The sequence below is a fragment of the Rhodococcus sp. NPDC056960 genome (assembly GCF_042674125.1).
GTDB lineage: Bacteria > Actinomycetota > Actinomycetes > Mycobacteriales > Mycobacteriaceae > Rhodococcus_F.
The window spans coordinates 16,690-40,439 of the sequence record NZ_JBHURF010000034.1 but is presented as its reverse complement, the minus strand read 5'-3'; the positions used below and the strand labels follow the sequence as shown (position 1 = coordinate 40,439).

The window sequence follows — 23,750 nt, the reverse complement described above, 5'->3', positions numbered from 1 at the left end:
CAGACCCGTCAGCTGGCGGGATCGTAGTGGAACGCACGCACCTCCTGCGCGCATCGGCAGGCAGCCGCGAACTTCGCGGCCCACGTCAACGCAGCCTCGCGGGAGGGCAACTCCAGCACCGCGTAACCACCCTCCAGTTGACTCGTCTGCGGGTACGTGCCCTCGGTCACGGCCCCGTCACCGTCGACCATGACAGGCGGAACGCTCTCGTCGATGCCGCCCCCGAACACCCACACGCCGGCGTCCTTCGCCTCTTGCACGACCGCGTGCGACGCATCCGATACCGCCTGCAAACCTTCTTCGGGAATGACCATGGCGCCACTCGGGAACGAAATCAGGTACTTCGTCATCGCGTCGACTCCTTCTCCGCGCCACAGCTTGTCCGCGCCGCAGCGATCGACCCATCCTCACCCATGCGCGCGCACCGCGCATCACCCACGACCGGTTGTGGTTGTCGCTACGCTCATGGGATGGAACGGATCGACCGCGTGAGCAGGACCGTCGCCGCCCCGCCCGCCGCTGTCTACGCCGCGCTCGTCGACGCCGAGGCGCTCGAGCAGTGGCTGCCACCGGAAGGCATGAGGGGGCGACTCGAACGCTTCGACCCGCGGCCGGGCGGCGGCTTCCGGATGGTGCTGACCTACCTCGATCCGACCGACTCACCAGGCAAGACCACCGATGCCGAGGATGTGGTCGAGGGCGAGTTCGCCGAGCTGACGCCCGGCGAGCGCGTGGTTCAACGAGCCGTGTTCGTGGCCGACGACGCCGCATTCGCCGGCACGATGACGATGACATGGGAGCTCACCCCGGTCCCTCGTGGCACCGAGGTCGTCGTGAGCGCGACCAACGTGCCGCCGGGCATCGAGCAATCCGCGCACGAGGCGGGGATCTCGTCCTCGCTGGCCAACCTGGCTGCATACGTCGAGCAATCGTCCTGATCTGATGGCAAGGGCAACCGCCGACCTCGGCCGTAACGCTGAGATCGGCGCCCCGGCGAGGGGACAATATGCGCATGCCGAAAGTGCGGTGGCGCGAGGCGCCCGAGGAACACGATTACCCGGCCGCTGCCGCGTACCTGGATCTACTCACGTCCCGGGAGACCGTCGAACGAATCGTCGCGGGACTGAGGACGGCTCCGGTCACGCTCCACAAGGCCAAGGACATCCTGCGCGCGTCGCGGCTGCGTCTGCTGCCTCCGGACAACGCGCATGTGGCCGCCGACCTGCGGAAGATCGAAGACGGCACACCCCTTTCGCCCATCCTGCTCGTGCGCGGCGATCTGGAGGCGGGCACGGCCCTCGAAGTGGCAGACGGCTATCACCGTGTGTGCGCGAGCTACCACACCGATGAGAACACACAGATCCCGTGTCGGCTGACGAGCTTGCCGCCGGCGAGCTGAGATCCACGGATGTCGTTCGAGACCCTCGCCCTGATCTCGGCAGCCGCCCTGGCCGGTCCCTTGCTGGCGCTTCGGCGGGAGTGGCACCTGCCGGTGATGCTCGGCGAGTTGCTCGTCGGGATTCTCGTGGGCACGACGGGTATCCGCTTGATCCACCCGGAAGATCCCACCTTCACCTTTCTTGCGGACATCGGATTCGCGTTGATCATGTTCGTCGCCGGCACCCATGTGCCCGTTCGCGACGCGACGATCCGGCCCGCTCTCGCGACGGGCGCCGCGCGGGCGGCAATCGTCGGGGTCCTCGCGGCGGCAGCCGGGTTCGGGATCGCCCGGGCATTCGGCACCGGCCATGCGGCCCTGTACGCGGTGCTCATCGCGTCGTCGTCGGCGGCGCTGGTGCTACCGCTGATCGACTCGTTGCGGCTGGAGGGCACACCGGTAGTCCAGACGATGGCGCAGGTCGCGGTCGCGGACACCGCGTGCATCATCGCTCTACCGCTCGTGATCAACCCTGCCCAGGCCCCACGCGCGGCGATCGGTGCTGTCGCGGTGGCGGCGTCGGCGGCACTGTTCTACGCGTTCCTGAAGTTTGCAGACGGCCGCGGCTGGCTGCTCAGTCTGCACCAGGAATCGAAGGACCGCCGCTTCGCGCTGGAACTGCGGATCAACCTCAGCGTGCTGTTCGCGCTCGCAGCGTTGGCCGTGCACACTCACGTCTCGATCATGCTTGCCGGCTTCGCGCTCGGGCTGGCCGTCGCGGGCGTGGGTGAGCCGCGGCGCCTGGCCAAACAGCTGTTCTCGATTACCGAAGGATTCCTCGGTCCACTGTTCTTCGTATGGCTGGGCGCCTCGCTGAACCTGCGTGACCTCCGTGCGCATCCTTCGCTGATCCTGCTCGGCATCGCGCTCGGACTCGCCGCCGTGGCCGTTCACTGCGCGATCCGGCTGCTCGGGCAGCCACTGGCCCTCGCTGCATTGGCGTCGGCTCAGCTGGGCGTCCCGATCGCGGCGGCGACCATCGGCGAGCAGTCGCACATCCTCCAGCCCGGTGAGCCCTCGGCGCTGATCCTCGGTGCCCTCGTCACCATCGGCAGCACCACATTCGCGGGCGCGATGGCGGCACGCCAAGGCTTCGCCGCGTCCTCCGCTGCAGGAGCGGTGGACGGACCGGAGCACCGGTGATCAGCGTGGCTGTGCGCTGGTCAGAAGCGAGGGGAGGCAGGCCGCCCCTCCGTCGGCGATGAGTCTTGGAGCGGTTCCCAGTCTGTACTCGTACCGATCGAAACTGCACTCGAGGAGAACGACATGACCGCGACCTACACCTTCGACGTCTTTTCCAGCCTCGACGGGTACGGCGCCGCCAGTGCCAACTGGACCGGCTACTGGGGTAAGCAGGGCCCCGAGTTGCTCGACCACCGCCTCGACTTGTACGGCCCGGACCAGCGGATGGTGTTCGGGGCCAAGACGTATCGGCTGTTTGCGGAGATGCTGGCCGCGAGCACCGAGGAATCCGAGGTGCGTGACCCATGGGTTACTCGGATGAGGAGTCTGCCGGCGACGGTCGTGTCGTCGACGCTGGAAGGACCCCTCGACTGGCCCGACGCGACCGTCGTGAGCGGTGACGCCGTCGACGTCGTCGCCCGGCTCAAGGAGGAGTCCGAGGTGCCGTTGCGCTCGCACGGCAGCCTGTCGATGAACCGGGCGCTGATGGCCGCCGGCCTCGTCGACCACGTGCAGGTGACGCTCTTCCCGGTCATCACCGGTCAGACCGGGCTGGACCCGATCTTCCGGGGTGCGGCCGACTTCGACCTGGAACTGGTCGATACCCGGACGCTCGACCACCACATCCAGGAGCTGATCTACCGGCCCACCCTCCATTGATCAGTTCGACGAGTGAACAAACCGTGACCACGTCTCCGAAAATTCTTCGGCGGCGATGTCGAGAACCCGTGTCCGGCTCCGTCCCCGAGGTGAATGCGACCACAATGGGTCGCACCAGCATCGAGGAGAACACGATGGCCAAGTACTTGCTGCTCAAGCACTACCGAGGCGCCCCGGCGGCGGTCAACGACGTGCCGATGGACCAGTGGACGCCGGAGGAGATCTCGGCGCACGTGCAGTACATGCAGGACTTCGCCACCCGGCTCGAGGGCACCGGCGAGTTCGTCGACGGGCAGGCGCTGTCCCCGGAGGGGACGTTCGTGCGGTCCGACGGCGAGGGACGCCCGCCGGTCACCGACGGCCCGTTCGCGGAGACCAAGGACCTGATCGCCGGCTGGATGGTGATCGACGTCGACAGCTACGAGCGGGCGCTCGAACTGGCCGGCGACCTCTCGGCCGCGCCGGGGGCGGGCGGCAAACCCATCCACGAGTGGCTCGAGGTGCGCCCGTTCCTGGCCGCAGACCGGTGCCACGACGACCACAGAAGCGATACCGCGACCGTCACGGAGTGACGGACATGGACGATGCCCTGCTGCGGTCCCTCACCCCGACCGTGATCGGGATCCTCGTCCGCCGCGGAGCCGATTTCGCGGCGGCCGAGGACGCCGTGCAGGACGCCCTGGTCGAGGCGGTGCGAGTGTGGCCGGACGACCCACCGAGGGACCCCAAGGGCTGGCTGGTCACGGTGGCCTGGCGCAGGTTCCTCGACGCCACCCGCGCCGATACCTCCCGCCGAAACCGCGAGGTGCTCGTCGACGCCGAGCCCCTGCCCGGCCAGGGCGAGGCGGCGGATGACACACTCCAGCTGTACTTCCTGTGTGCGCACCCGTCCCTGACCCCGGCCTCGGCGGTCGCGCTGACGCTGCGCGCCGTCGGCGGCCTGACCACGCGGCAGATCGCGCAGGCCTACCTCGTGCCGGAGGCGACGATGGCGCAGCGGATCAGCCGGGCCAAGCGGACCGTCTCGAGCGTCCGTTTCGACCAGCACGGCGACGTGGCCACCGTGCTGCGCGTGCTCTACCTCGTCTTCAATGAGGGCTACTCCGGTGATGTCGATCTGGCCGTCGAGGCGATCCGCCTCACCCGCCAATTGGCGGCCATGACCGAGCACGAGGAGGTGGCGGGTCTGCTCGCGCTGATGCTGCTCCACCACGCCCGGCGCCCGGCGCGAACCGGCTCCGACGGCAGGCTCGTGCCACTCGCCGAGCAGGACCGCGGCCTGTGGGATACCCGCCTGATCGCCGAGGGGGTCGACGTGCTCCAGGCAGCCCTCGCCCGGGACCGGCTGGGGGAATTCCAGGCCCAGGCGGCCATCGCCGCGCTCCACGCCGACGCCCAGAAGGCGGAGGAGACCGACTGGGTGCAGATCGTCGAGTGGTACGACGAGTTGGTGCGTCTCACCGACAGTCCGGTGGCCCGTCTCAACCGCGCCGTCGCGGTCGGCGAGGCCGACGGTCCTCGGGCCGGTCTCGCCGAACTCGCAGCGCTCGATTCCTCCCTGCCCCGCCACGCGGCCGTCGCGGCGTACCTCCATGAACGCGACGGCGACTTCGCAACGGCGGCAAGGCTGTACACCGAGGCGGCGCGTAAGGCACCCAACCTCCCCGAACGCGACCACCTCACCCGCCAAGCCGCCCGACTCAACACCCACCGGACGTAGTCGACCGTTACCCGTCTGCCCTCGTCTGAAGGCCGAGGCGTATGGGACGTCACCCCGAACTGGTCCGCCGATACTGACCCGGCAATGGCCGTACGATCGAGCTCAATGGTGAACTTCAGCGCGATTATCGTCCGTCGCTCCGGTGTGATGGGCTCGATGTCATGCTGATCTACTCGATGAGCGTCTCGGTGGACGGCTTCATCAACGACCGGGCGGGCGGGTTCGCGTGGACGGTCCCGGAAGACGAGCAGTTTCGTTTCCACGTCGCGCAGACCCGGGAGCTCGGCGGCTATCTGTGCGGCCGTAGGCTTTACGAGACCATGCTGCCGTGGGAGACGGATCCGTCGTTACGCGACAACGAGCTGGGGGACGCGTTCGCCGACGTCTGGTGCGCTATCCCGAAGGTCGTCTTCAGTCGCACGCTCGACCGCGTTCAGGGCAACGCCCGGCTCGCCGAGGCGTCGGTGGCAGAGGAGGTCGCGGCGGCGCTCGCCGCGACCGACAAGGACGTCTCGATCGGCGGCGCCGGCCTCGCCGCGGCAGCGATCGAGCTCGGCCTCGTCGATGAGCTGCGCATGTTTCGCAACCCGGTCGTCGTCGGCGGCGGCACGCCCTACCTGCCGCCGGTCACCGAGGACATTCGGCTTCACCTGCTCGAGACCAGGACCTTCGGCTCGCGCGTGATCTACGAGCGCTACCGGCGCGCCCGCCACCAGCCGGCCTGACCGGTCAGGTGCGGCGCAGTCCGTCGAATGTAAGCTCGACGACGGCGTCCGCGAGGTCGGCGACCGTCCCGCCGGTGCGGGGGCGGTACCACTCGATCAGCGAGTTGACGGTGCCGAACACGAGTCGGCTGGTGAGCGCGGGGTCGATTCCGGGCCGCAGGTCGCCCTCCTCCGCCGCCGCGACCACGAGGTCGCTGACGAAGGCGTCGAACTCGCGGCGGCGGGCGAGGGCGCGACGCTCCACGGCGGTGTTGCCGCGCACGCGCAGCAGCAGTGTGACGTAGGGGAGTTCGGCGGCCAGGACCTCGACACTCCGACGGACGAGGTATTCCAGACGGTCGATGTACCGGCCGCTGGTCGCCTTCTCCTCGGTGGTGACCGCGAACAGGGCGTTGAGTGCGCGCGACAGCGCCAGTTCCAGCAGTTCCGACTTCCCGGACACGTGGTGGTAGATCGACGACTTCGTGATCCCCAGTCGCTGGGCCAGCACCTCCATGCTGGTGCCGTCGTAACCCTTGTCGTTGAAGACCTTGACGGCGACCGCGAGCAGCGAGTCGAGGTCGTATCCGGGACGTCCGGGCGATCCGGTCTTCCGTGCGGGGCGTGCCGTAGTCATGCGCGCAATCCTTCCAGGTGCAGAACTTCACCCCATCGGTGCACCGTCTTCCACGGGAGCCGACCGAAGGTTCGGTTGAGGTGAGGATACCGCGACGAGGCTGTGACGACGGCGGCGTCGTCCGGATCAGCGGCCCAGGGCCTGGGCCCGGCCCTCTTTACGGGCCTTCGCCAACCCTCGCCGGGCCATGAACCCGTTGGCCAGCAGCATGATCGTCTTGTTCGGCGGCGCCGCGAAACCGGACTCGGTGTGTGGTGCGTACAGGGCCTCGGTGCCCGTCACCTCGATCCAGCCGGTGTTCTGACGCGACTCGAGTCCGATGAGCTTGGCGCGATAGGAGTGGGCCAGCAGGCCGGCGCGGCGGCCGCCCTGGGGCACCCCCACGGGAACGGTCAGACGCACGCCGTCGCTGCTCGCGGACTTCACCTCGACCGGCGCGATCGCCGGATAACCGTCCGCCTGGCGGTAGGCGACCAGCCGGTGCGGGAGCTTTCCGGCACGCTCACCGGCGTTCGTCGCATCCACCCGTGGGCCGGTGCCCTTCTTCGGGGGCTCCTGGGGAGGCGCCTCGACGCTCGGGAGCGGTGCGCCGAAGACCTCGGGCCTGCCTTTCATGCGCAGGTCGGGCCAGGCGACGATCCGTGTCACCGCGACCGTCACCGGTACCCGGTCGGTGTAGTAGGCGCTGAGCCAGCGGTCCCAGAACGGGCCCCGCCTCGGCTGTCCCATGTACGGGACCAGGCGCTCGCCGATGGCGTCGAGGACTTCCCGGTCGGGGGTCGGGTCGAACGTCGCGTCTCCCTGTACGAGCACGTAGTGCCGGTTGGTGCCGTCGCCGATGCCGTGCTCGCGCGCGTGATAGGCCAGCGCCACCCGGGGCTCGTCCTTGATGCGGTCGAGCTTGCGGCCGAAGCCGAGCGAGGTGGTGAAGCCGACCGTTCCCCGTTCGCGGTCGCGCAGCCCCAGCGGCGCGACCGCTGTCACCACGGCGCCGCCTGCGGGCGTGATGTACGCGAACCCGCAGGTCAGATCGTCGCGCAGGACCTCATCGACCTCGTCCGACCAGGTGACCGGCATGTGTCGAGCGTACTCAGGGACGGCGCACCGGGCGAGTGCCCGAGCGGATCGAGGGTTGACGCCTTCACCAGAGTGAATATAACTTCACTCTGAGTGAGGTATCGCTCACAAATGGTGATTGAACATTCATCGCGGCATCGAGGAGCAACCATGGACCTGGCACTGACCGAGGAGCAGAAGGAGTTCCGGCAGCTTGCCCGCGACTTCCTGAACAAGGAGGTCGTCCCGCACCGCGCCGCGTGGGACCGCGCCGAATCGGTGGACACGTCGATCGTCCCGAAACTCGCCGACATCGGGTTCTTCGGAATGACCATCCCGGAGGAGTACGGCGGACTCGGCGGCGACTACATCACGTACTGCCTCGGAATGGAGGAACTCGGCCGGGCCGACTCTGCCGTCCGGGGCATCGTGTCGGTGTCGATGGGTCTCGTGGGCAAGGTGATCCTTTCGCACGGCACCGAGGATCAGAAACACGAATGGCTTCCGCGCATCGCGTCCGGGGAGGCGCTCGCCTGCTTCGGGCTCACCGAGCCGGACAACGGGTCCGACCCCGGCAACCTGAAAACGAAGGCGGTGCGCAGCGGCGACGACTACGTCATCAACGGGTCCAAGATCTTCATCACCAACGGCACGTGGGCGAAGGTGTGCCTGGTGTTCGCGCGCACCGGAGGTCCGGGGCCCAAGGGGGTTTCGGCGTTCCTGGTGCCGACGGACACGCCCGGCTTCGAATCCCGGGAGATCCACGGGAAGCTGGGGCTCCGCGGGCAGGCGACCGCCGAGTTGTCGTTCACCGACGTGCGCGTGCCGGCGAGTTGCCTGCTCGGATCCGAGGGGCAGGGCTTCTCGATCGCGATGCACTCGCTGGACAAGGGGCGCGTCTCGGTGGGTGCCGGATGTGTGGGGATCATCCAGGGCTGCCTCGAGGCGGCCGTGGACTACGCCCGCGAACGCACGCAGTTCGACCGTCCGCTCGCATCGTTCCAGCTCGTGCAGGACATGATCGCCGACATGTCGGTCGACGCCGACGCCGGTCGGCTCCTCACCTGGCGGGCGGCCGACCTGATCGAGCGCGGTGAGCCCTTCGGCACGGCCGCGTCGAAGGCGAAGTACTTCTGCAGCGAGGCCGCGGTCCGCGCGGCAAACAATGCGATCCAGCTGTTCGGCGGGTACGGCTACGTGGACGAGTACCCCGTGGCCAAGTACATGCGCGACGCCCGTGTCATGACGCTGTACGAGGGCACGAGCCAGATCCAGAAGCTGCTGATCGGCCGCGCCGAGACCGGAATCAGCGCCTTCCTGTAGCCGCCGCGGGCGGGGTGACTCTTGACACACCCCGTCGGGTGAATGTACGTTCATTCGTACCGAATAGAAGTTCATAAGTTTTGAACTGACCCTCATTTCCGGCTTTCGAGAAAGGAATCACCGTGACCGTTTACGAAGACATCACCTACGAGGTCGACGGCCCGGCAGCGGTCGTCACGATCAACCGCCCGGCGCGCTACAACGCCTTCCGCGGCAAGACGGTCGAGGAGTTGATCAAAGCCTTCCGCTCGGCGTGGGCCGACGACGCGGTGCAGGCGATCATCCTCACCGGGGCGGGAGAGAAGGCCTTCTGCACCGGCGGCGACGTGAAGCAGCGCGCGGAGACCGGCGACTACGGGCCCACCGAGAGCGGAATGTTCGAGATCGGCAACCTGCACAAGCTGATCCGCGACGTCCCCAAGCCCGTCATCGCGGCGGTGAACGGTATCGCCGTCGGCGGCGGCCACGTCCTCCACGTTCTCTGCGACCTCACCATCGCGTCCGAGACGGCTAAGTTCGGCCAGGCCGGTCCCCGGGTGGGCTCCTTCGACGCCGGATTCGGCTCCGCGTTCCTGGCGCGCGTCGTCGGCGAGAAGCGCGCCCGCGAGATCTGGTACCTCTGCCGTCAGTACGACGCCGTCACCGCCGAACGCTGGGGCCTGGTCAACTGGGTGGTTCCCGCCGACCGCCTGCTCGACGAGGCGAAGGCCGTCGCCGCGGAGATCGCGGAGAAGAGCCCCACCGCGCTGCGCTTCCTGAAGCAGTCGTTCAACGCCGACACCGACCACCAGGCCGGACTGAGCAATCTCGCGATGTCGGCGCTGGACCTGTTCACGCACTCACCCGAGGGCCTCGAGGGTGCGGCCGCGTTCGCGGAGAAGCGCAAGCCCGAGTTCGGCAAGTACGTGAACGCCTGAGTCCGAACGCACGGGAAGAGGAAAACCATGAGCAACAACATCGCAGTGGTCACCGGCGCGGGATCCGGCATCGGCCGGGCCATCGCGCTCGCACTCGCGGAGCAGGGCGACCGGGTGGTCGTCGCCGACCTCGACCTCCAGGCCGCGGAGAAGACGGCCGCCGAACGGCCCGACCGGCTCTTCCCGATGACGGTCGACGTCGCGGATCGCGGTCAGGTCGACGCGTTACGCGATCGGGTGACGGCCGAGGTGGGGGTGCCGAACGTCCTCGTCAACGCGGCGGGGTGGGATCGCACCGACCAGTTCCTCAACGCCACCACCGAATTCGCGGAGAAGGTCGTCGCGATCAACTACCTCGGACCCGTGCACATGTGCAGCGCGTTCCTCCCCGGCATGGTGGAGGCGGGTACCGGCGGCCGCGTCGTCAACCTCGCGAGCGACGCCGGCCGGGTCGGCAGCGCGGGCGAGAGCATCTACGCCGGTGCGAAGGGCGGCGTGATCGCGCTGTCGAAGTCGCTGGCGCGTGAGATGGCCCGGTACCAGATCAACGTCAACTGTGTCTGCCCCGGGCCCACCGACACCCCGCTGTTCCAGGCGCAGGCAGAGAAGCTCAAAGAGGCTCTGGTCAAGGCCATTCCGTTCCGCAGGCTCGCCCGGCCGGAAGAGGTCGCGGCGCCGGTCGTGTTCTTCACGTCAGAATCCGCATCGTTCATCACGGGCCAGGTGATCAGCGTCAGCGGTGGCCTCACCATGGCCGGCTGACCGAGAACCGGGACGGGAGACTCATCATGACGTACGCATACGACGCCCACGCCTATCGTCAGTACTTCGAGCACGACTTCACCTATCTGAACGGCTTCCGGCGCAACACGCACCGGTACGCCGATCGACTCGCGATGCAGTCCCCGTCGACCGGCGAGAGCTGGACCTATGCCGCACTCGGCGATCGCGTGGACCGGCTCGCCACCGGGCTCGCCCGCGCCGGCGTCACGCCGGGCGCCGTCGTGGCCTACCAGTTGTTCAACGGCCCCGAGTTCGCCCAGCTCTATCTGGCCGGGCAGGCCTGCGGCGCAGTCGGATCCCCGATGAACTTCCGGCTCGCCTCCGGCGAGACGGCATTCATCCTCGACGCCAACCGTCCCACGGTGTTCGTCTACGACACCGAGATCGGGCCCATGGTGCAGGACGCGCTGGCGCGTGCGGCGCACAAGCCCGCCCTCGTCGTCGCCGTCGGTCCAGGAGAACCCGTGCAGGGAAACGGGTTCGAGGTGATCCGGTTCGACGAACTCGTGGCCGAGTCGGCGTCGCCGCCGGAGGTGACGCGCACCGTGTGGGACGAGACCACGCGGCTGTTCACGTCGGGAACCACCGGCATGCCCAAGGGGGTCCCGCTCAACAGCATGATCGAGATCTTCAGCGCACACGACGTGATCATGCACTTCCCGCTGTCGGCCGAAGACAAGACACTGAACATGACCCCGTGGTTCCACCGCGGCGGGCTGTACTGCGCCGGACCGAATCCGACGTTCTACCTCGGGGCGTCGCTCGTGCCGCTCCGGAGCTTCGACGCCCGGACCACCCTCGACTACGTCGAGGAGCACGAGCTGACGTTCCTGATCGGCGCGCCGACCAACCTGGCCATGCTCGCGCGCGCTCAGGAGGAGAAGCCCCGGGACCTGTCCAGTCTGAAGGGCATCGTCACCATGGGCGCTCCCCTCGAGCGGGAGGCCGCGCTGCACTATCAGAAGGTCCTCAATCCCCGCATCTTCAACGGCTACGGAAGCACCGAAGGATTCTGGAACACCTTCCTGCGGCCCACCGATCTGCCGGAGCACGCCGGAACAGCGGGGCGGGCCTGCATCGACGACGACGTCGCCGTGGTCAAACTGTTCGACGACCGCCTCGCCGACGCCCACGAGACCGTCGCCAAGGACGGCTCCGAGATCGGGGAGGTCATCGTGCGCTCCCCGAAGGGGGCCAACGCGTACTTCGATGCGCCGCACCAGGAGAAGCAGAAGTTCCGCGACGGCTGGCTGCACATCGGCGACCTCGCCACCTGGGACGAGAAGGAGTTCGTGACCATCGTCGGCCGCAAGGACGACATGCTGCTGTCCGGCGGCGAGAACGTGCACCCGGTGCAGATCGAGGAGGCGCTGGGCGGGCACCCGTCGGTCACCGATTCGCTGGTGGTCGGTGTTCCGGACGACAAGTGGGGTCAGGTCGTCGTCGCCTACGTCGTCACCACCGCGCCGGTGCCGTCCGCGGACGAACTGGACGACTTCTGCCGCAGCCACCCGATGCTGTCGCAGTTCAAGCGGCCCCGCGCCTACCGCTTCGTCGAATCGCTCCCGGTGTCGGCGACGGGAAAGAAGCTGCACTACAAGGCCACCGACACCGCACGCAGGGAATTCGAGAGCGGGGCCTTCGTGGTTCCGCGTGCCCGCGGATCCCAGACCATCGGCTCGTAAAGGACATCGTCATGACCACGCACGCACAACCCCGGCCGTTCAGTGCGGTCGATCCGCTCGACATCGATTCGCTGTACTCGGACGACGAACTCGCCGTGCGCGACACCGTCCGGAAGTTCTGCGCCGAACACGTCACCCCGCACATCGCCGACTGGTTCGAGGCCGGCGAACTGCCGGGGGCCCGGGAACTGGCGAAGGAATTCGGGAAGCTCGGGGTCCTCGGCATGCACCTCGAGGGCTACGGGTGCGGCGGATCCTCGGCCGTCCACTACGGATTGGCGTGCCTCGAACTCGAGGCCTGCGACTCCGGGATCCGTTCCCTGGTGTCCGTCCAGGGCTCCCTGGCGATGTTCTCGATCTGGAACAACGGATCCGAGGAACAGAAGAACCAATGGCTGCCCGGGATGGCGGCGGGTGAGATCATCGGCTGTTTCGGACTCACCGAACCGGACGCGGGCTCCGATCCCGCGTCGATGTCGACCCGCGCCAAGCGGGACGGCTCCGACTGGATCCTCAACGGACGCAAGATGTGGATCACCAACGGCAGCATCGCCGACGTCGCCGTGGTGTGGGCGGGCACCGACGACGGGATCCGCGGATTCGTCGTCCCGACCGACACCCCCGGATTCAGCGCCCCGCTGATCAAGCACAAGATGTCGCTGCGCGCCTCGGTCACCAGCGAACTGGTGCTCGACAACGTGCGGCTGCCCGAATCGGCGATGCTCCCCGGCGCCCGCGGTGTGCGGGCCCCGCTGAGCAGTCTGTCCGAGGCGCGGTACGGCATCGTGTGGGGCGCGATGGGGGCGGCGCGGTCCGCGTGGCAGGCGGCGCTGCAGTACTCGAAGGACCGGGCCCAGTTCGGGCGGCCCATCGGCGGATTCCAGCTCACGCAGGCCAAGTTGGCCGACATGGCGGTGGAACTCCACAAGGGGCAGTTGCTGTCGCTGCACCTGGGCCGGCTCAAGGACACGGTCGGGCTGCGGCCGGATCAGGTCAGCTTCGGCAAACTCAACAACACGCGTGAGGCCATCGAGATCTGCCGCACAGCACGCACGATCCTGGGCGGCAACGGAATCTCACTGGAATTCCCCGTCATTCGCCACATGGTCAATCTCGAATCGGTCCTCACCTACGAGGGGACACCCGAGATGCATCAGCTGGTGCTCGGCCAGGCCTTCACCGGTGAGAACGCGTTCCGCGGATAGGAGACGAACACCATGACCATCGACTACGAGTCCGAGCACCATCAGTTCCGGGACAGTGTCCGCAGCTTCGTGCGCGAGCGGATCGTTCCGCACCACGAGCAGTGGGAGAACGACAGCTGCCTCGACGCGGCGATGTTCACCGAAGCGGGGAAGCAGGGGCTGCTCGGCTTCTCGGTTCCCGAAGAGTACGGCGGCCCCGGAGTGGAGGACTTCCGGTACAACGCGATCGTCGTCGACGAGGTCAACCGGGCGGGCGCCGCCGCCGCGGGCATCGCGTTCTCACTCCAGAACGACGTGGTGCTGCCGTACCTGACGGACATGACGACGCCGGAGCAGAAAGCGCGGTGGCTACCCGGGACCGTCACCGGGGAGACGATCCTCGGCATCGCGATGACGGAGCCGGGCACCGGCAGCGACCTCACCGGCATCCGCACCACCGCGGTGCGCGACGGCGAGCACTACGTGGTGAACGGTAGCAAGACGTTCATCTCCAACGGTCAGAACGGCACGCTCTTCGTCGTCGCCGTCCGCACGTCGGCCGACAAGCACAAGGGATTGTCGCTGCTGGTCGTCGAATCGGACACGCCCGGATTCTCCCGCGGGCGCAACCTGGAGAAGATCGGACTGCACGCCCAGGACACGAGCGAACTGACGTTCACCGACATGCGGGTGCCGGTGGCGAACCTGCTCGGTGAGGAGGGCCGGGGCTTCTATCAGCTCGTCCACAATCTGCCGCAGGAACGCCTCTCGCTGTCCGTCGGCGCCGTCTCGGCCGCCGAGGGTGTGCTCGAGACGACCCTGGAGTACGTGAAGGAGCGCAGCGCCTTCGGGCAGCCGATCGCCGGTTTCCAGAACACCCAGTTCGTTCTCGCGGAACTCGCCACGGAACTCGACCTGGCCAGGACGTACCTCGACGACTGCATTCGGCAGCACGTCCGCGGCGAGCTGACCCCGGCCCGGGCCGCGCGGCTCAAGTGGTGGACCACCGAACTGCAGGTCCGCGTCGCCGACCGGTGCCTGCAACTGCACGGCGGGTACGGGTACATGCGTGAGTACGCTGTGGCACGCGCGTTCGTCGACGCGCGGATCCAGACCATCTACGGCGGCACCACCGAGATCATGAAGACGATCGTCGCGAAGGATCTCGGTATCTGATCCGGGCCGGACTGCGGTTCCGGTCCCGGGCGAGCTACTGTGAATACCCATTCACCGCAGATTTGCCGGCAAGGAAAGGTCATCTGTCATGGCGAAGGACACGTCCGCCCTCCCTCTCGACGAAGCGGTCCGCGCCGTCCGCGTCAGTTCGCGGCGGCGTCAGGTGCTCGACGCCGCCGTCACCGTGATGCAGCGGACGGGTTTTCACCAGATGTCCATGCAGGCTCTCGCTGACGAGGCCGAGGTGAGTGTCGGGCTGATCTACAAGTACTTCGGTGGCAAGGAGGAGATCCTCCTCGCCACGATCGTCGACATTCTCGACGCCTTCCGCGACCAGCTCGAGCCGGCGATGGACGCGGCGGGAACCGACCCCATCGAACGACTGGTGGCCGGGTTCCGGCGGTACGTCGAGATCGTCGACGAGAATCTCGACGCCGTCGTCCTGACCTACCGGGAGAGCCGGACACTCGACCCGGAGGGGCGCGAGAAGATCAAGGAACTCGAGGTGGCGACGTCCAAGCCGCTCCACGACGCTCTCGAGGCGGCGATCGCGTCGGGCGTCGCGAGCGACCTCGACGTCGACCTCACCACGTTCGACCTGATGATGCTCGCGCACGGGTGGGCGCTCAAGCACTGGCACTTCGCGTCCCGCTACACCGTCGACCAATACGCCACGGCGCAAACACGATTCGTTCTCCGCACCGTGCTGGCCGACCCGGGCGCCGCCGCGTACCGGCACCTGACCGGATGACCCGCCGGCGCTTCGAGGGGGAGATCACGGGCGTCGGCACCGGGTCCGGGGTCCGCATCGTCGTCGGGCACTGGTCGCGGTCGCCGCTCGGTGAGTTCAGCGACGTGATGGTCGAATTCGCCGACGGTCACCGCGTCCTCCTCGCCCCGTCGGACGCCGTCCGCGATTTCGTCACCTCGACGTACACCTTCGACCGGGCGGTGATCACGCCCGTCCACTACACGCGGTCCGGCGACGGTCGGACGGTCGACGCCGGCGATCTGCATGTCCGGTTCGACGTCGGCGCCCGCACGACGCTCGGGCGTCTGCTGAATCTGTTGCCGCGGGCCGTCGCGGGCGCACCGTGGTTCTGTGTGGTCAGCGACCCCATCGCCCGCGTCGCGCTCCGGGGTGTGCGCACCCGCGGCACCGCAGGCAACGGTCGCCGCGAGTTCTACGGCGCCGTCGATCAGCGGCGACTGTCCGGTATGTCCGCCTCCTGGCGGGGTGACGACCTCGGAGCGCTGCGGCCGGTGGATCCGCCCGTTCGATTCGGGTTCGGTTCGACCCCGCGGACACCCGCCACCACGGCCGTGGTCACCACGATCCTCGACTAGTCGAAGAGGGTGGGCGCGTCTCCCGGCTGTTCGTCGGGATGGGGCTGGACCTCACCCGCCGGGCTCGTCGCCTTGTGCACCACGGAGAGCGTCGTCGTCCGGACCGAGAGTCGATGTCCGTCGGGATGCTGCAGCGACGCCATGCCCTTGCTGATCTCGACCACCAGCCAGGGGCCGGCGTGACCGGACGCCTGCACCAGATCACCCACCTGTATCTGTACGGCTACCACCGGGTCCTCCCAAGGTCTACTGCATCGGCCTGTGTCCAGCGTAGCGACATCGGCCGGTGTCAGCCGACCGACGGGAGCAAGCCGTCGAGACGGGGAGGGTCACTCGATATGATGCACATCGAGGTCTGTCCGAGAACTCCACGACTGATCCGAGCAAGCACGATGACACGAAAGTGGTCAGGGCGGTCAATCGGAGCGCTGTCGCGGCGCGACGCGGCGTCCCGGTTCGGGGCTTTCGATGCGGACGCGCGAGAGATGCCTGCGCGTCTGATCGCTCTCCTGGTGCGCCCGACCACTCCTCCGCTGTGGTTGGGCGTGGTGGTCGCCGCCACCGTGATCACCGTGGAAACCGTTGTGGTGCATCAGCTCGACACGATCGCGCCGCAGAACGCCTTCGGTGCGGTGTTCCTGCTCGGAGTCCTGGTGGTCTCGGCTCGCTGGGGATTCGTGCTGTCGGTGATGACGACGTTGGTGAGCGCAGTCGTCTATGTCTACTTCCACCTCCAGGTGGCGGGGTCCCTGCTTCCGACCAAACCCGGCGACTGGGTGGCCATCCTGGTCTTCCTACCCGTCGCCCTGGTGGCCAACCTGATGGCCGGTCAGGCCAGATTGCGGACCGCCGAGGCGGTCCTGCGCCGGCGCGAGGCCGAGGCGAGCCGCGACGAACTCGGTATCCTCGCCGCGCACCAGGCCGCACTGCGCCGAGTGGCGACACTGGCGGCGCGTGGGGTGAGCCCACCGGAGGTGTTCACAGCGGTGGCGGAGGAACTCGCGCTCTGGCTGCACGTGGTCAACGCGGTGCTCCTTCGCAACGACGGGGACGGAACGGGGACGTTGGTCGCCGTTCGATACGAGCCGGGGGTCACCGGGATGTCCGTCATCGGCGAGAGAATCCCGATGGAGGGCGACGACGTCGGGGCGATCGTTCTCCGCACCGGCCGCGCCGCCAGGATCGACGACCACGAACATGTCGGTGGGGAAGTCGCGACCCGCATTCGCGAGGGGGGCTTCGGATCGATCGTGGGAGTCCCGATCGTCGTGGACTCCCGGGTGTGGGGTGCGGCGATCGTCGGTTCGCGCCGCGCCGAGCCGCTGCCACCGGACACCGAGGCGCGACTCGGTGACTTCGCCGATCTCGTTGCGACCGCGATCGCGAATGCGGTGACCCGTGCCGAACTGCTCGCCTCGCGCGCGAGGATCGTCGCGGCCTCCGACGAGGCCCGGCGTCGCCTGGAACGCGATCTGCACGACGGGGCTCAGCAGCGACTGGTGTCGTTGGGGCTCGAGGTGCGGATGACGCAAGCATCTGTGCCTGCCGAGTGGGTGGACGTGAAGGAGCAGCTGTCGGCCGTCGCCTCGGGGTTGAAGGGGGTGTCGGAGGATCTGCGCGAACTCTCCCACGGCATCCATCCGGCGATCCTGTCGAAGGGCGGGCTCGGATCGGCGGTGCGGACGCTGGCACGTCGCTCGGCAGTCCCCGTTTCCCTCGACATGGCTGTCGAGGACCGCTTCGTGGAATCGGTCGAGGTGGCCGCCTACTATGTGGTCGCCGAGGCGCTCACCAATGCCGCCAAGCACGCGCGAGCCTCCGAGGTGTCCGTGTCGCTGGGGACGGAGGATGGCACCCTGTTGCACCTCGTGATCCGGGACGACGGCGTCGGCGGTGCCTCGTCTGCCGCGGGCTCCGGGCTCCTCGGATTGCAGGACCGCGTCGAGGCCCTCGGCGGCCACCTGCAGATCACGAGTCCGCCGGGCCACGGCACCACGCTGGACATCACCATCCCGGTCGCCGGCGACTGAACGACGGGCACTCGCGGTGTTTTCCTGCTAGCGGGAATGCGTAGCAGGGAGGATCGGGTCGACCATGAAGGGCATGGTGTTGCAGCTCGGTCGTCCACGATGCGTGATCGTCGATGACAGCCCTTGTTTTCTGGACGCTGCTCGACGACTGCTCGAGCAGCAGGGCATCCCGGTGGTCGGCACGGTGTCGAACACTGCCGACGCGGTGCGGACGGCTGCGGAACTGCAGCCCGACGTCATCCTGGTCGACGTCGAACTCGGCGCGGAGAGCGGATTCGACCTCGCGCAGAGACTCGACGAGTCATTCGCAGCCGCGGTGATCCTGATTTCCACGCATGCCGAGCAAGACCTGGCCGACCTGATCTCCGGTAGCCCCGCGGTGGGATTCGTGTCGAAGCCCGAGCTGTCGTCCGATGCGATCCGGGATCTGCTCCGCGCTGAACGAGATTGTGCGGCCCCGGTCAGCGAGCCTCGAGAAAGGTGACGACCGCGAGAACCCGTCGGTGGTCGTCGCCGGTTTCCGGGAGGTTCAATTTGGTCAGGATGCTGCGCACATGCTTCTCGACGGTTCCCTCCGTGACCCACAGTCGGCGGGCGATGCCGGCGTTGGACCGTCCTTCCGCCATGAGGGCCAGAACTTCCCGCTCCCGCGCACTGAGCGCCGCGAGCGGGTCGTTGCGCCGACGGGCGGAGACCAACTCCTGCACCAGCGCCGGGTCGACGACGGATGCCCCCGCAGCAATGCGTTGCAGGGTGTCGATGAAATCGTCCACGTCGGTGATGCGGCTCTTGAGCAGGTAGCCGATTCCCCGGCCGCTGGCCAGTAGTTCCATCGCGTGCTCGACATCGGCGTGCGCCGAGAGCACCAGGATGCCGACTTCGGGGAACTCGTCGCGTATCACCCGGGCCGCGTCGAGGCCTTCGGTGGTGTGGGTCGGTGGCATCCGGATGTCGACCACCACCAGGTCGGGCGTTTGCGTGCGGACCAGTTCGAGGAGGGTGGTTGCGTCGCCGGTCTGTTCTAGGACATCGAAGCCGGAGCGGGTGAGCAGACTCGCCACGCCCTCCCGGAGCAGGACGTCGTCTTCGGCCAGCATCACCCGCACTCGTGTCGTCACCGGGTTGCTCCGTCGTCCGTGAGTAAGCGCGCCCGATCACCGTCGAAGTGATCGACTTCGAGAGTACGTCATCGGCACTCGCCGACACGCCGTAATGCCGTCTTGCACAAGCCGGCCAGAGGTGGAATTGCAGCTACCTGGAAGACCGGAATTACGGCTGGTAGCACCCGTAACCACCTGCTGGCGGTGGCGACTCCGGGCCGTGTTCGGACCAAAATTTACATCAATGGTCGTTCGATCATCTACCCGATCACAGCTCCAGAAAACGAAAGGCGAGAACAATGTACAAGTTCGCAATCCGCGCGGCGGTCGCCGCAGCCGCAATCGCACCTCTGGTCGTCCTCGGCGCCGGAACTGCCGCCGCAGCAACAGCACCCGACAGCGTTGCTACGCCTGTCGCCCGGGTCGTGCCGGATGCGGGGCCCGTGACTGACGTGCCACAGTCGGGCTTCCCGTGGGGCTGGCCGGGGACGTACGGGCCCCAGCGACCGGAGGCCGGGCCGTTCCTCGGTGGTTTCGGCGGTTTCGGTCACTTCGGTGGGCACGGCTTCTTCTAGCTCGCGGACGTATTCGACTCGGCCGCATCCACGTTCGAGAACCTCGCGTCGAGGGCGCCGAAGTGACGTCAGGCCATCAGCGGCGCCAGCCGCTCCGCGTGCTCGCGAAGCGACGGCACATGCCGCAGCATGAGGTGTTCGTGATCGACGTGTCCCGACAGGGCCAGGGTGCCGATGAGGGCCCCGGTCCCGGATCGGACGGGGACGGCGACGCAGGCCGACCCGTCCCGGAGTTCCGCGAGTTGGGTCGCGTAACCCTGGGTCCGGATCTGGTCCAGGTGCGCGAGAAGTTCGGTCCGGGCGACGATCGTGCGGGCCGTCACTGCCCGCGGTTCCCAACGCGGTATCACGGATTCGAGTTCCGACTTCTCAGCGAGCAGAAGCTTGCCGACGGCGCACGCGTACAGGTGCTGATTGAGGAAGGCCTCGTCCTCCGGCGGCGGGTATTCGGGGTCGGCGTCGGCGGTGCGGACCGCGACGTTCGTGTAGTAGAAGAGATGGACCCCGAACCGCACCGACAGTCGCAGTTCGGCGAGAACGTCGCGCGCGGCGGCGCACACGGTGGGAACGACCGCGGCGTCGACGAGGATCCCGATCTTCTGGCCCAGCGCGAACCCGGACAGGTCGGGGAGCCGCACCACGTAGCCCTCGCCCACCAGGATGTTGAGCAGCCGGTACGTGGTCGCGGACGGCATCGACAGGCGGGCCGCGATGTCCTTCGCGGTGACGCCCGTGCCGGCGCGGGCCACCTCCTCCAGGACCCGCAGGGCGCTGGTGACGGCCTTCGGTTGCCGCCCCGAGAGTGCTCTGTCGTCGGGGCTCACCGGCGCACCTCCCACGGCCGGTACCGGCCCAGTACGTCCTCGGCCACCGCCTCGTCGTACACACCCATCCGTTCTCCGATTCCGGGGGATCGCCGGGCGCGGATCGCGAAGACCGCGGCGCCCAGCAACATCAGCAGCACATAGATCGCGGTCGCCGCGCCCGCGACGTACGTGCGGGAGAGCGCCGCCCACCCGACCAGCGCGACCATCGCCGTCGCCGTCAGCACGCCGACGACCATCGGAAGCCGGGTCAGTTCGCCGATCCGCCGGAGAAACGCCGGCGTCGCGACGCACAGCAGGACGTACGCGAGAACGTAGCCGTGCGCGGAGACGGCGAGCAGTCCGATGAGGACGTCGCGGCTCGAACCGCGGGCGATCAGGTAGAGGACGGGCACGGCGACGATCACCGGCATCGCGGCCACCAGTGCCACGTGCGGGGTGTGGAACCTGTGGTGCGTCCGGCCGAACACGCTCGGCACCACCCCTTCGCGGCCCATCGCGAACAGGGTGCGCGACAGCGCGGTCGTCGAACCCAGGACGCACGCGAACCAGGAGGCGGTGATGCCGAGTTCCATCACGATCGACAGCGTCGACGATCCCGCGCCGGTCGTGTCGGGCAGGGTGAGGACGATCGGCAGCGAATCGACTCCCTGCCGCACCGGTTCCGGCAATTGCAGGGCGGCCGCGAACACGTACAGCACCCCCAGGGCGATGGGGGTCCACCGGATGGCGCGCGGGACCGCGACGAACGGGTTGCGGGCCTCGCGTGCCACTGTGCCCGCACTCTCGAAACCGACGAACGACGTGATCGCGAGCAGCACCGCGAACCCGACCGCGGAACCCGATTTCGCGCCGCCCGCCGACGGCGTCGCGCCCTCACGCACCGATTGGACGAATGCGACCACCAGCGCGACGGACGCGGCCACGATCGCGAACACCTCGATGGCGAGCATGATCCGCGCCGACAACTTCACCCCGCGCACCATCAGCAGCAGCGCCAGCAGGCCGACGATCGCCGCGAGGACCGCGATGAGCGGCGTCCCGGTCGGGAGGCCGACCCGGCCGAGCAGCGCGGCGAGATAACTCGCGGCGCCGAGCGTGCTCGCCATGGCCGCGGCGGCGTAGCCGATGAGCAACGACCATCCGCCGCCGAAGCCGGGCATCGGCCCGAGGCCCTTCACGATGTAGCTGTAGAGGCCGCTGACCGCCACCATCCGGGTGGCGAACTGTCCGACGCAGTAGCCGACCGCCGTCATCAGAATCGCCGCGGCGACGAACACCGCGATGGTGGCCCGGCCCGCGTCGGGGATGACGAGGGCAGGCAGCGTCACCATCACGGCCGACGGTGCAACCGCCGAGACGGACTGCCCGAGCACCTGGACGAAACTCAGGCGCGCCCGCTCCAGACCGGCGACCGGTGATCTGCTTCTGATTCTCGGTGTACCGGACACCACGCACCTGCTCTCCACACTTTCCGGGCGGCCTCGCGCGCTCGATCACCGCGGGGTCCCATGAGTTGCACGCTAGCGCAGGAGACGAGTGCGATGCGCCGATCGGAATTAATTTTCGATCACCTCGAATGAGAATGGCCGGAGAATGCGTTCCCCATTCCGCACCCGGGTTCGGCGCGTAGGGCAGATCAACTGGGCCGACCCGGAAAAGTCGAATGAGAATCGACGCCGCCGCGGCCGGAAATGTCGAATGAGAATGCCGCAACCGCGGATTCCCATCCGGATTTAGTAGTGACCGGCGACACATCCGGGGTTTATCGTGGGTTCAGGCCGCAGCACGACGAGGCGAAAATTACCGCCAAAAGTGTTCTGCAGAAGCCGGATTCAATCACAGATTCATTCACTCCCATCGAAGAGGACATGATGACTGCAGTCGTTCACTCCCCAGCAGCCCTCGACCCCCGAGTCGTCGACTTCGTGTCGTCGCCGAAGCGCATGTTCGTCGACGGTCAATGGGTGGACTCGGCGTCGGGCCGCACGTTCGAGACGGTCGATCCCGCCACCGGACAGGTGATCACGACGGTCCCGCACGCCGGCGTCGAGGACGTGGACCGCACGGTGGCAGTGGCCCGGCGGGCCTTCGAGTCCGGGCCGTGGCGCTCGATCACGCCCGCCGAACGCCAGCGGATCCTCTGGAAGATCGGCGAGGGAATCCTCGCCCGGGCCGATCAGTTCGCGCAGCTCGAATCCATCGACAACGGCAAGTCCGTGGCGGTCGCGAAGGCCGTCGACGTGACGTGGGCGGCGGAGATCTTCTTCTACTACGCCGGCTGGGCCACCAAGATCGAGGGCCGCACCATCCCCGTGTCCGTGCCGTGGGCGCCCGGGGCGCGATTCCACGCGTTCACCACCCGCGAACCGATCGGCGTCTGCGCGCAGATCATCCCCTGGAACTTCCCGCTGGTGATGGCCGCGTTCAAGGTGGCCCCGGCGCTGACCTGCGCGAACACCATGATCCTCAAGCCTGCGGAGCAGACCCCGCTCACTGCGCTGCTCCTCGCCGAGGTGATCGCCGAGGCCGGCGTCCCCGACGGCGTGTTCAACGTGCTCACCGGTTTCGGGGACATCGGCGCGGCACTGTCGAGTCACGACGACGTCGACAAGGTCGCGTTCACCGGATCCACCGAAGTGGGAAAGAAGATCGTGAACGCCGCGTCGGGAAACCTGAAGAAGGTATCCCTCGAACTCGGCGGCAAGAGCCCACAGGTGATCTTCTCCGACGCCGACCTCGAGGCCGCGATCCCGGGCGTCGCCAGCGGGTTCCTGTTCAACCACGGTCAGGCCTGCACGGCCGGTACGCGTCTGCTCGTCGAGGATCGGATCTTCGACGAATTCACATCCGGGGTAGCCGATTTCGCGAAGTCGCAGAAGATCGGACCGGGCCTCGACCCCACCAACGACATCGGCCCGCTGGTCTCGCAGGAGCAGTTGGGCAAGGTCACCGGCTACATCGACGCCGGACTCGCCGCCGGTGCCCGCGCGCTCTCCGGCGGCGGGCGGCACGGCGACACCGGCTTCTACGTCGAGCCGACCCTGCTGGTCGACGTGAACCGCGACTTCAGCGTGTATCAGGAGGAGATCTTCGGGCCCGTTGCCGTCGCGGTGCCGTTCAACCGTGACGAAGGAGTCCGCGCCGCCGCCAACGACACCCCCTACGGTCTCGCCGCCAGCGTCTGGACCCGGGACGTCTCCCGCGCCCACGAGGTCGCGTCCGAGATCAAGGCGGGCACGGTGTGGGTGAACTGCCACAACGCATTCGACACCGCACTTCCGTTCGGCGGCTACAAGCAGTCCGGGTGGGGCCGTGAACTCGGTGAAGGCGCCATCGGCGAGTACACCCAGAGCAAGTCCGTCAACATCGCACTCTAGATCCCCCGGCCGCCCGCAGATCCTCTCCT

At 67.9% G+C, this 23,750-nt stretch carries 26 protein-coding genes; 19 read left to right on the top strand and 7 right to left on the bottom strand.

Features of this window, described 5'->3' with window-relative positions; all coding sequences use genetic code 11:
• Positions 1-8: 8 nt before the first annotated feature.
• Entirely contained in the window at positions 9-350 is a 342-nt protein-coding gene (locus ACFTWF_RS37965) for a YciI family protein (RefSeq protein WP_378466221.1), read from the bottom strand.
• Positions 351-488: 138 nt separating this feature from the next.
• Between ACFTWF_RS37965 and ACFTWF_RS37960 the strand changes: the two genes are divergently transcribed.
• The 7 genes from ACFTWF_RS37960 (at position 489) to ACFTWF_RS37930 (ending at position 5,725) form a co-directional block, all read left to right on the top strand.
• Positions 489-938 carry an SRPBCC domain-containing protein gene (locus ACFTWF_RS37960; protein WP_378466220.1) on the top strand — a complete coding sequence of 150 codons (450 nt, stop codon included), beginning with the start codon at positions 489-491 and terminating at the stop codon, positions 936-938.
• Between the two features lie 74 nt (positions 939-1,012).
• Complete coding sequence (locus tag ACFTWF_RS37955; RefSeq protein WP_378466281.1) at positions 1,013-1,399, top strand: hypothetical protein; 387 nt, start codon at positions 1,013-1,015, stop codon at positions 1,397-1,399.
• 9 nt (positions 1,400-1,408) lie between these two features.
• Positions 1,409-2,581: a cation:proton antiporter gene (locus ACFTWF_RS37950; RefSeq protein WP_378466219.1), complete on the top strand. Its 1,173-nt coding sequence runs from the start codon at positions 1,409-1,411 to the stop codon at positions 2,579-2,581.
• 123 nt (positions 2,582-2,704) lie between these two features.
• On the top strand, positions 2,705-3,280 hold the full coding sequence (locus ACFTWF_RS37945) for a dihydrofolate reductase family protein (RefSeq protein WP_378466218.1): 576 nt from the start codon (positions 2,705-2,707) through the stop codon (positions 3,278-3,280).
• A 134-nt stretch (positions 3,281-3,414) separates the two neighbouring features.
• Positions 3,415-3,852: a YciI family protein gene (locus ACFTWF_RS37940; protein WP_185729833.1), complete on the top strand. Its 438-nt coding sequence runs from the start codon at positions 3,415-3,417 to the stop codon at positions 3,850-3,852.
• 5 nt (positions 3,853-3,857) lie between these two features.
• Positions 3,858-5,000 carry an RNA polymerase sigma factor gene (locus tag ACFTWF_RS37935; protein ID WP_378466217.1) on the top strand — a complete coding sequence of 381 codons (1,143 nt, stop codon included), beginning with the start codon at positions 3,858-3,860 and terminating at the stop codon, positions 4,998-5,000.
• 161 nt (positions 5,001-5,161) lie between these two features.
• A complete protein-coding gene (locus ACFTWF_RS37930; protein WP_378466216.1) occupies positions 5,162-5,725 on the top strand; it encodes a dihydrofolate reductase family protein in 564 nt (187 codons plus the stop codon).
• Between the two features lie 4 nt (positions 5,726-5,729).
• Here the strand turns inward: ACFTWF_RS37930 and ACFTWF_RS37925 are convergent, their stop codons facing one another.
• A complete protein-coding gene (locus tag ACFTWF_RS37925) occupies positions 5,730-6,341 on the bottom strand; it encodes a TetR/AcrR family transcriptional regulator (RefSeq protein WP_005250938.1) in 612 nt (203 codons plus the stop codon).
• A gap of 126 nt (positions 6,342-6,467) precedes the next feature.
• The gene (locus tag ACFTWF_RS37920; protein WP_378466215.1) at positions 6,468-7,418 is read right to left on the bottom strand and encodes a hypothetical protein; all 951 of its coding nucleotides are present in this window, start codon (positions 7,416-7,418) and stop codon (positions 6,468-6,470) included.
• 150 nt (positions 7,419-7,568) lie between these two features.
• Between ACFTWF_RS37920 and ACFTWF_RS37915 the strand changes: the two genes are divergently transcribed.
• From ACFTWF_RS37915 to ACFTWF_RS37880, 8 genes are all read left to right on the top strand, one after another.
• Entirely contained in the window at positions 7,569-8,720 is a 1,152-nt protein-coding gene (locus tag ACFTWF_RS37915; protein WP_378466214.1) for an acyl-CoA dehydrogenase family protein, read from the top strand.
• 122 nt (positions 8,721-8,842) lie between these two features.
• The gene (locus ACFTWF_RS37910) at positions 8,843-9,637 is read left to right on the top strand and encodes an enoyl-CoA hydratase-related protein (RefSeq protein WP_378466213.1); all 795 of its coding nucleotides are present in this window, start codon (positions 8,843-8,845) and stop codon (positions 9,635-9,637) included.
• Between the two features lie 27 nt (positions 9,638-9,664).
• Complete coding sequence (locus ACFTWF_RS37905) at positions 9,665-10,399, top strand: SDR family NAD(P)-dependent oxidoreductase (RefSeq protein WP_378466212.1); 735 nt, start codon at positions 9,665-9,667, stop codon at positions 10,397-10,399.
• Positions 10,400-10,425: 26 nt separating this feature from the next.
• Positions 10,426-12,105: a class I adenylate-forming enzyme family protein gene (locus tag ACFTWF_RS37900; protein WP_378466211.1), complete on the top strand. Its 1,680-nt coding sequence runs from the start codon at positions 10,426-10,428 to the stop codon at positions 12,103-12,105.
• Between the two features lie 11 nt (positions 12,106-12,116).
• Positions 12,117-13,310: an acyl-CoA dehydrogenase gene (locus tag ACFTWF_RS37895; RefSeq protein ID WP_378466210.1), complete on the top strand. Its 1,194-nt coding sequence runs from the start codon at positions 12,117-12,119 to the stop codon at positions 13,308-13,310.
• Between the two features lie 12 nt (positions 13,311-13,322).
• Complete coding sequence (locus ACFTWF_RS37890) at positions 13,323-14,465, top strand: acyl-CoA dehydrogenase family protein (protein ID WP_378466209.1); 1,143 nt, start codon at positions 13,323-13,325, stop codon at positions 14,463-14,465.
• 88 nt (positions 14,466-14,553) lie between these two features.
• Positions 14,554-15,216, top strand: coding sequence for a TetR/AcrR family transcriptional regulator (locus ACFTWF_RS37885; protein WP_378466208.1), 663 nt, complete (start codon positions 14,554-14,556; stop codon positions 15,214-15,216).
• Complete coding sequence (locus ACFTWF_RS37880) at positions 15,213-15,812, top strand: hypothetical protein (protein ID WP_378466207.1); 600 nt, start codon at positions 15,213-15,215, stop codon at positions 15,810-15,812. Before ACFTWF_RS37885 ends, ACFTWF_RS37880 begins: the two co-directional genes overlap by 4 nt.
• On the opposite strand, the gene ACFTWF_RS37875 is transcribed toward ACFTWF_RS37880, so the two are convergent.
• Positions 15,809-16,042 (bottom strand): hypothetical protein, encoded by a 234-nt coding sequence (locus tag ACFTWF_RS37875; protein WP_185725890.1) that lies wholly within the window; start codon positions 16,040-16,042, stop codon positions 15,809-15,811. The genes ACFTWF_RS37880 and ACFTWF_RS37875 overlap by 4 nt on opposite strands.
• A 255-nt stretch (positions 16,043-16,297) precedes the next feature.
• On the opposite strand from ACFTWF_RS37875, the gene ACFTWF_RS37870 reads away from it, so the two are divergent.
• Both ACFTWF_RS37870 and ACFTWF_RS37865 read left to right on the top strand, forming a co-directional pair.
• Positions 16,298-17,842, top strand: coding sequence for a DUF4118 domain-containing protein (locus ACFTWF_RS37870; protein ID WP_378466206.1), 1,545 nt, complete (start codon positions 16,298-16,300; stop codon positions 17,840-17,842).
• 64 nt (positions 17,843-17,906) lie between these two features.
• Positions 17,907-18,326, top strand: a complete 420-nt coding sequence (locus tag ACFTWF_RS37865) for a response regulator transcription factor (RefSeq protein WP_378466205.1) — start codon at positions 17,907-17,909, stop codon at positions 18,324-18,326.
• Here the strand turns inward: ACFTWF_RS37865 and ACFTWF_RS37860 are convergent.
• Positions 18,304-18,939 carry a response regulator gene (locus ACFTWF_RS37860; RefSeq protein ID WP_378466280.1) on the bottom strand — a complete coding sequence of 212 codons (636 nt, stop codon included), beginning with the start codon at positions 18,937-18,939 and terminating at the stop codon, positions 18,304-18,306. The two genes, ACFTWF_RS37865 and ACFTWF_RS37860, sit on opposite strands and share 23 nt — an antisense overlap.
• A gap of 302 nt (positions 18,940-19,241) precedes the next feature.
• Between ACFTWF_RS37860 and ACFTWF_RS37855 the strand changes: the two genes are divergently transcribed.
• Positions 19,242-19,517 carry a hypothetical protein gene (locus ACFTWF_RS37855; protein WP_378466204.1) on the top strand — a complete coding sequence of 92 codons (276 nt, stop codon included), beginning with the start codon at positions 19,242-19,244 and terminating at the stop codon, positions 19,515-19,517.
• Between the two features lie 68 nt (positions 19,518-19,585).
• Here ACFTWF_RS37855 and ACFTWF_RS37850 read toward each other — a convergent pair whose 3' ends face one another.
• The gene (locus ACFTWF_RS37850; protein ID WP_378466203.1) at positions 19,586-20,341 is read right to left on the bottom strand and encodes an IclR family transcriptional regulator; all 756 of its coding nucleotides are present in this window, start codon (positions 20,339-20,341) and stop codon (positions 19,586-19,588) included.
• On the bottom strand, positions 20,338-21,792 hold the full coding sequence (locus tag ACFTWF_RS37845; RefSeq protein WP_378466279.1) for an APC family permease: 1,455 nt from the start codon (positions 21,790-21,792) through the stop codon (positions 20,338-20,340). The genes ACFTWF_RS37850 and ACFTWF_RS37845 overlap by 4 nt, the downstream gene beginning before the upstream one ends.
• Before the next feature lie 423 nt (positions 21,793-22,215).
• Here ACFTWF_RS37845 and ACFTWF_RS37840 point away from each other — a divergent pair, with 423 nt between their 5' ends.
• Positions 22,216-23,721: an aldehyde dehydrogenase family protein gene (locus ACFTWF_RS37840; protein ID WP_378466278.1), complete on the top strand. Its 1,506-nt coding sequence runs from the start codon at positions 22,216-22,218 to the stop codon at positions 23,719-23,721.
• The last annotated feature ends 29 nt before the right edge of the window (positions 23,722-23,750 follow it).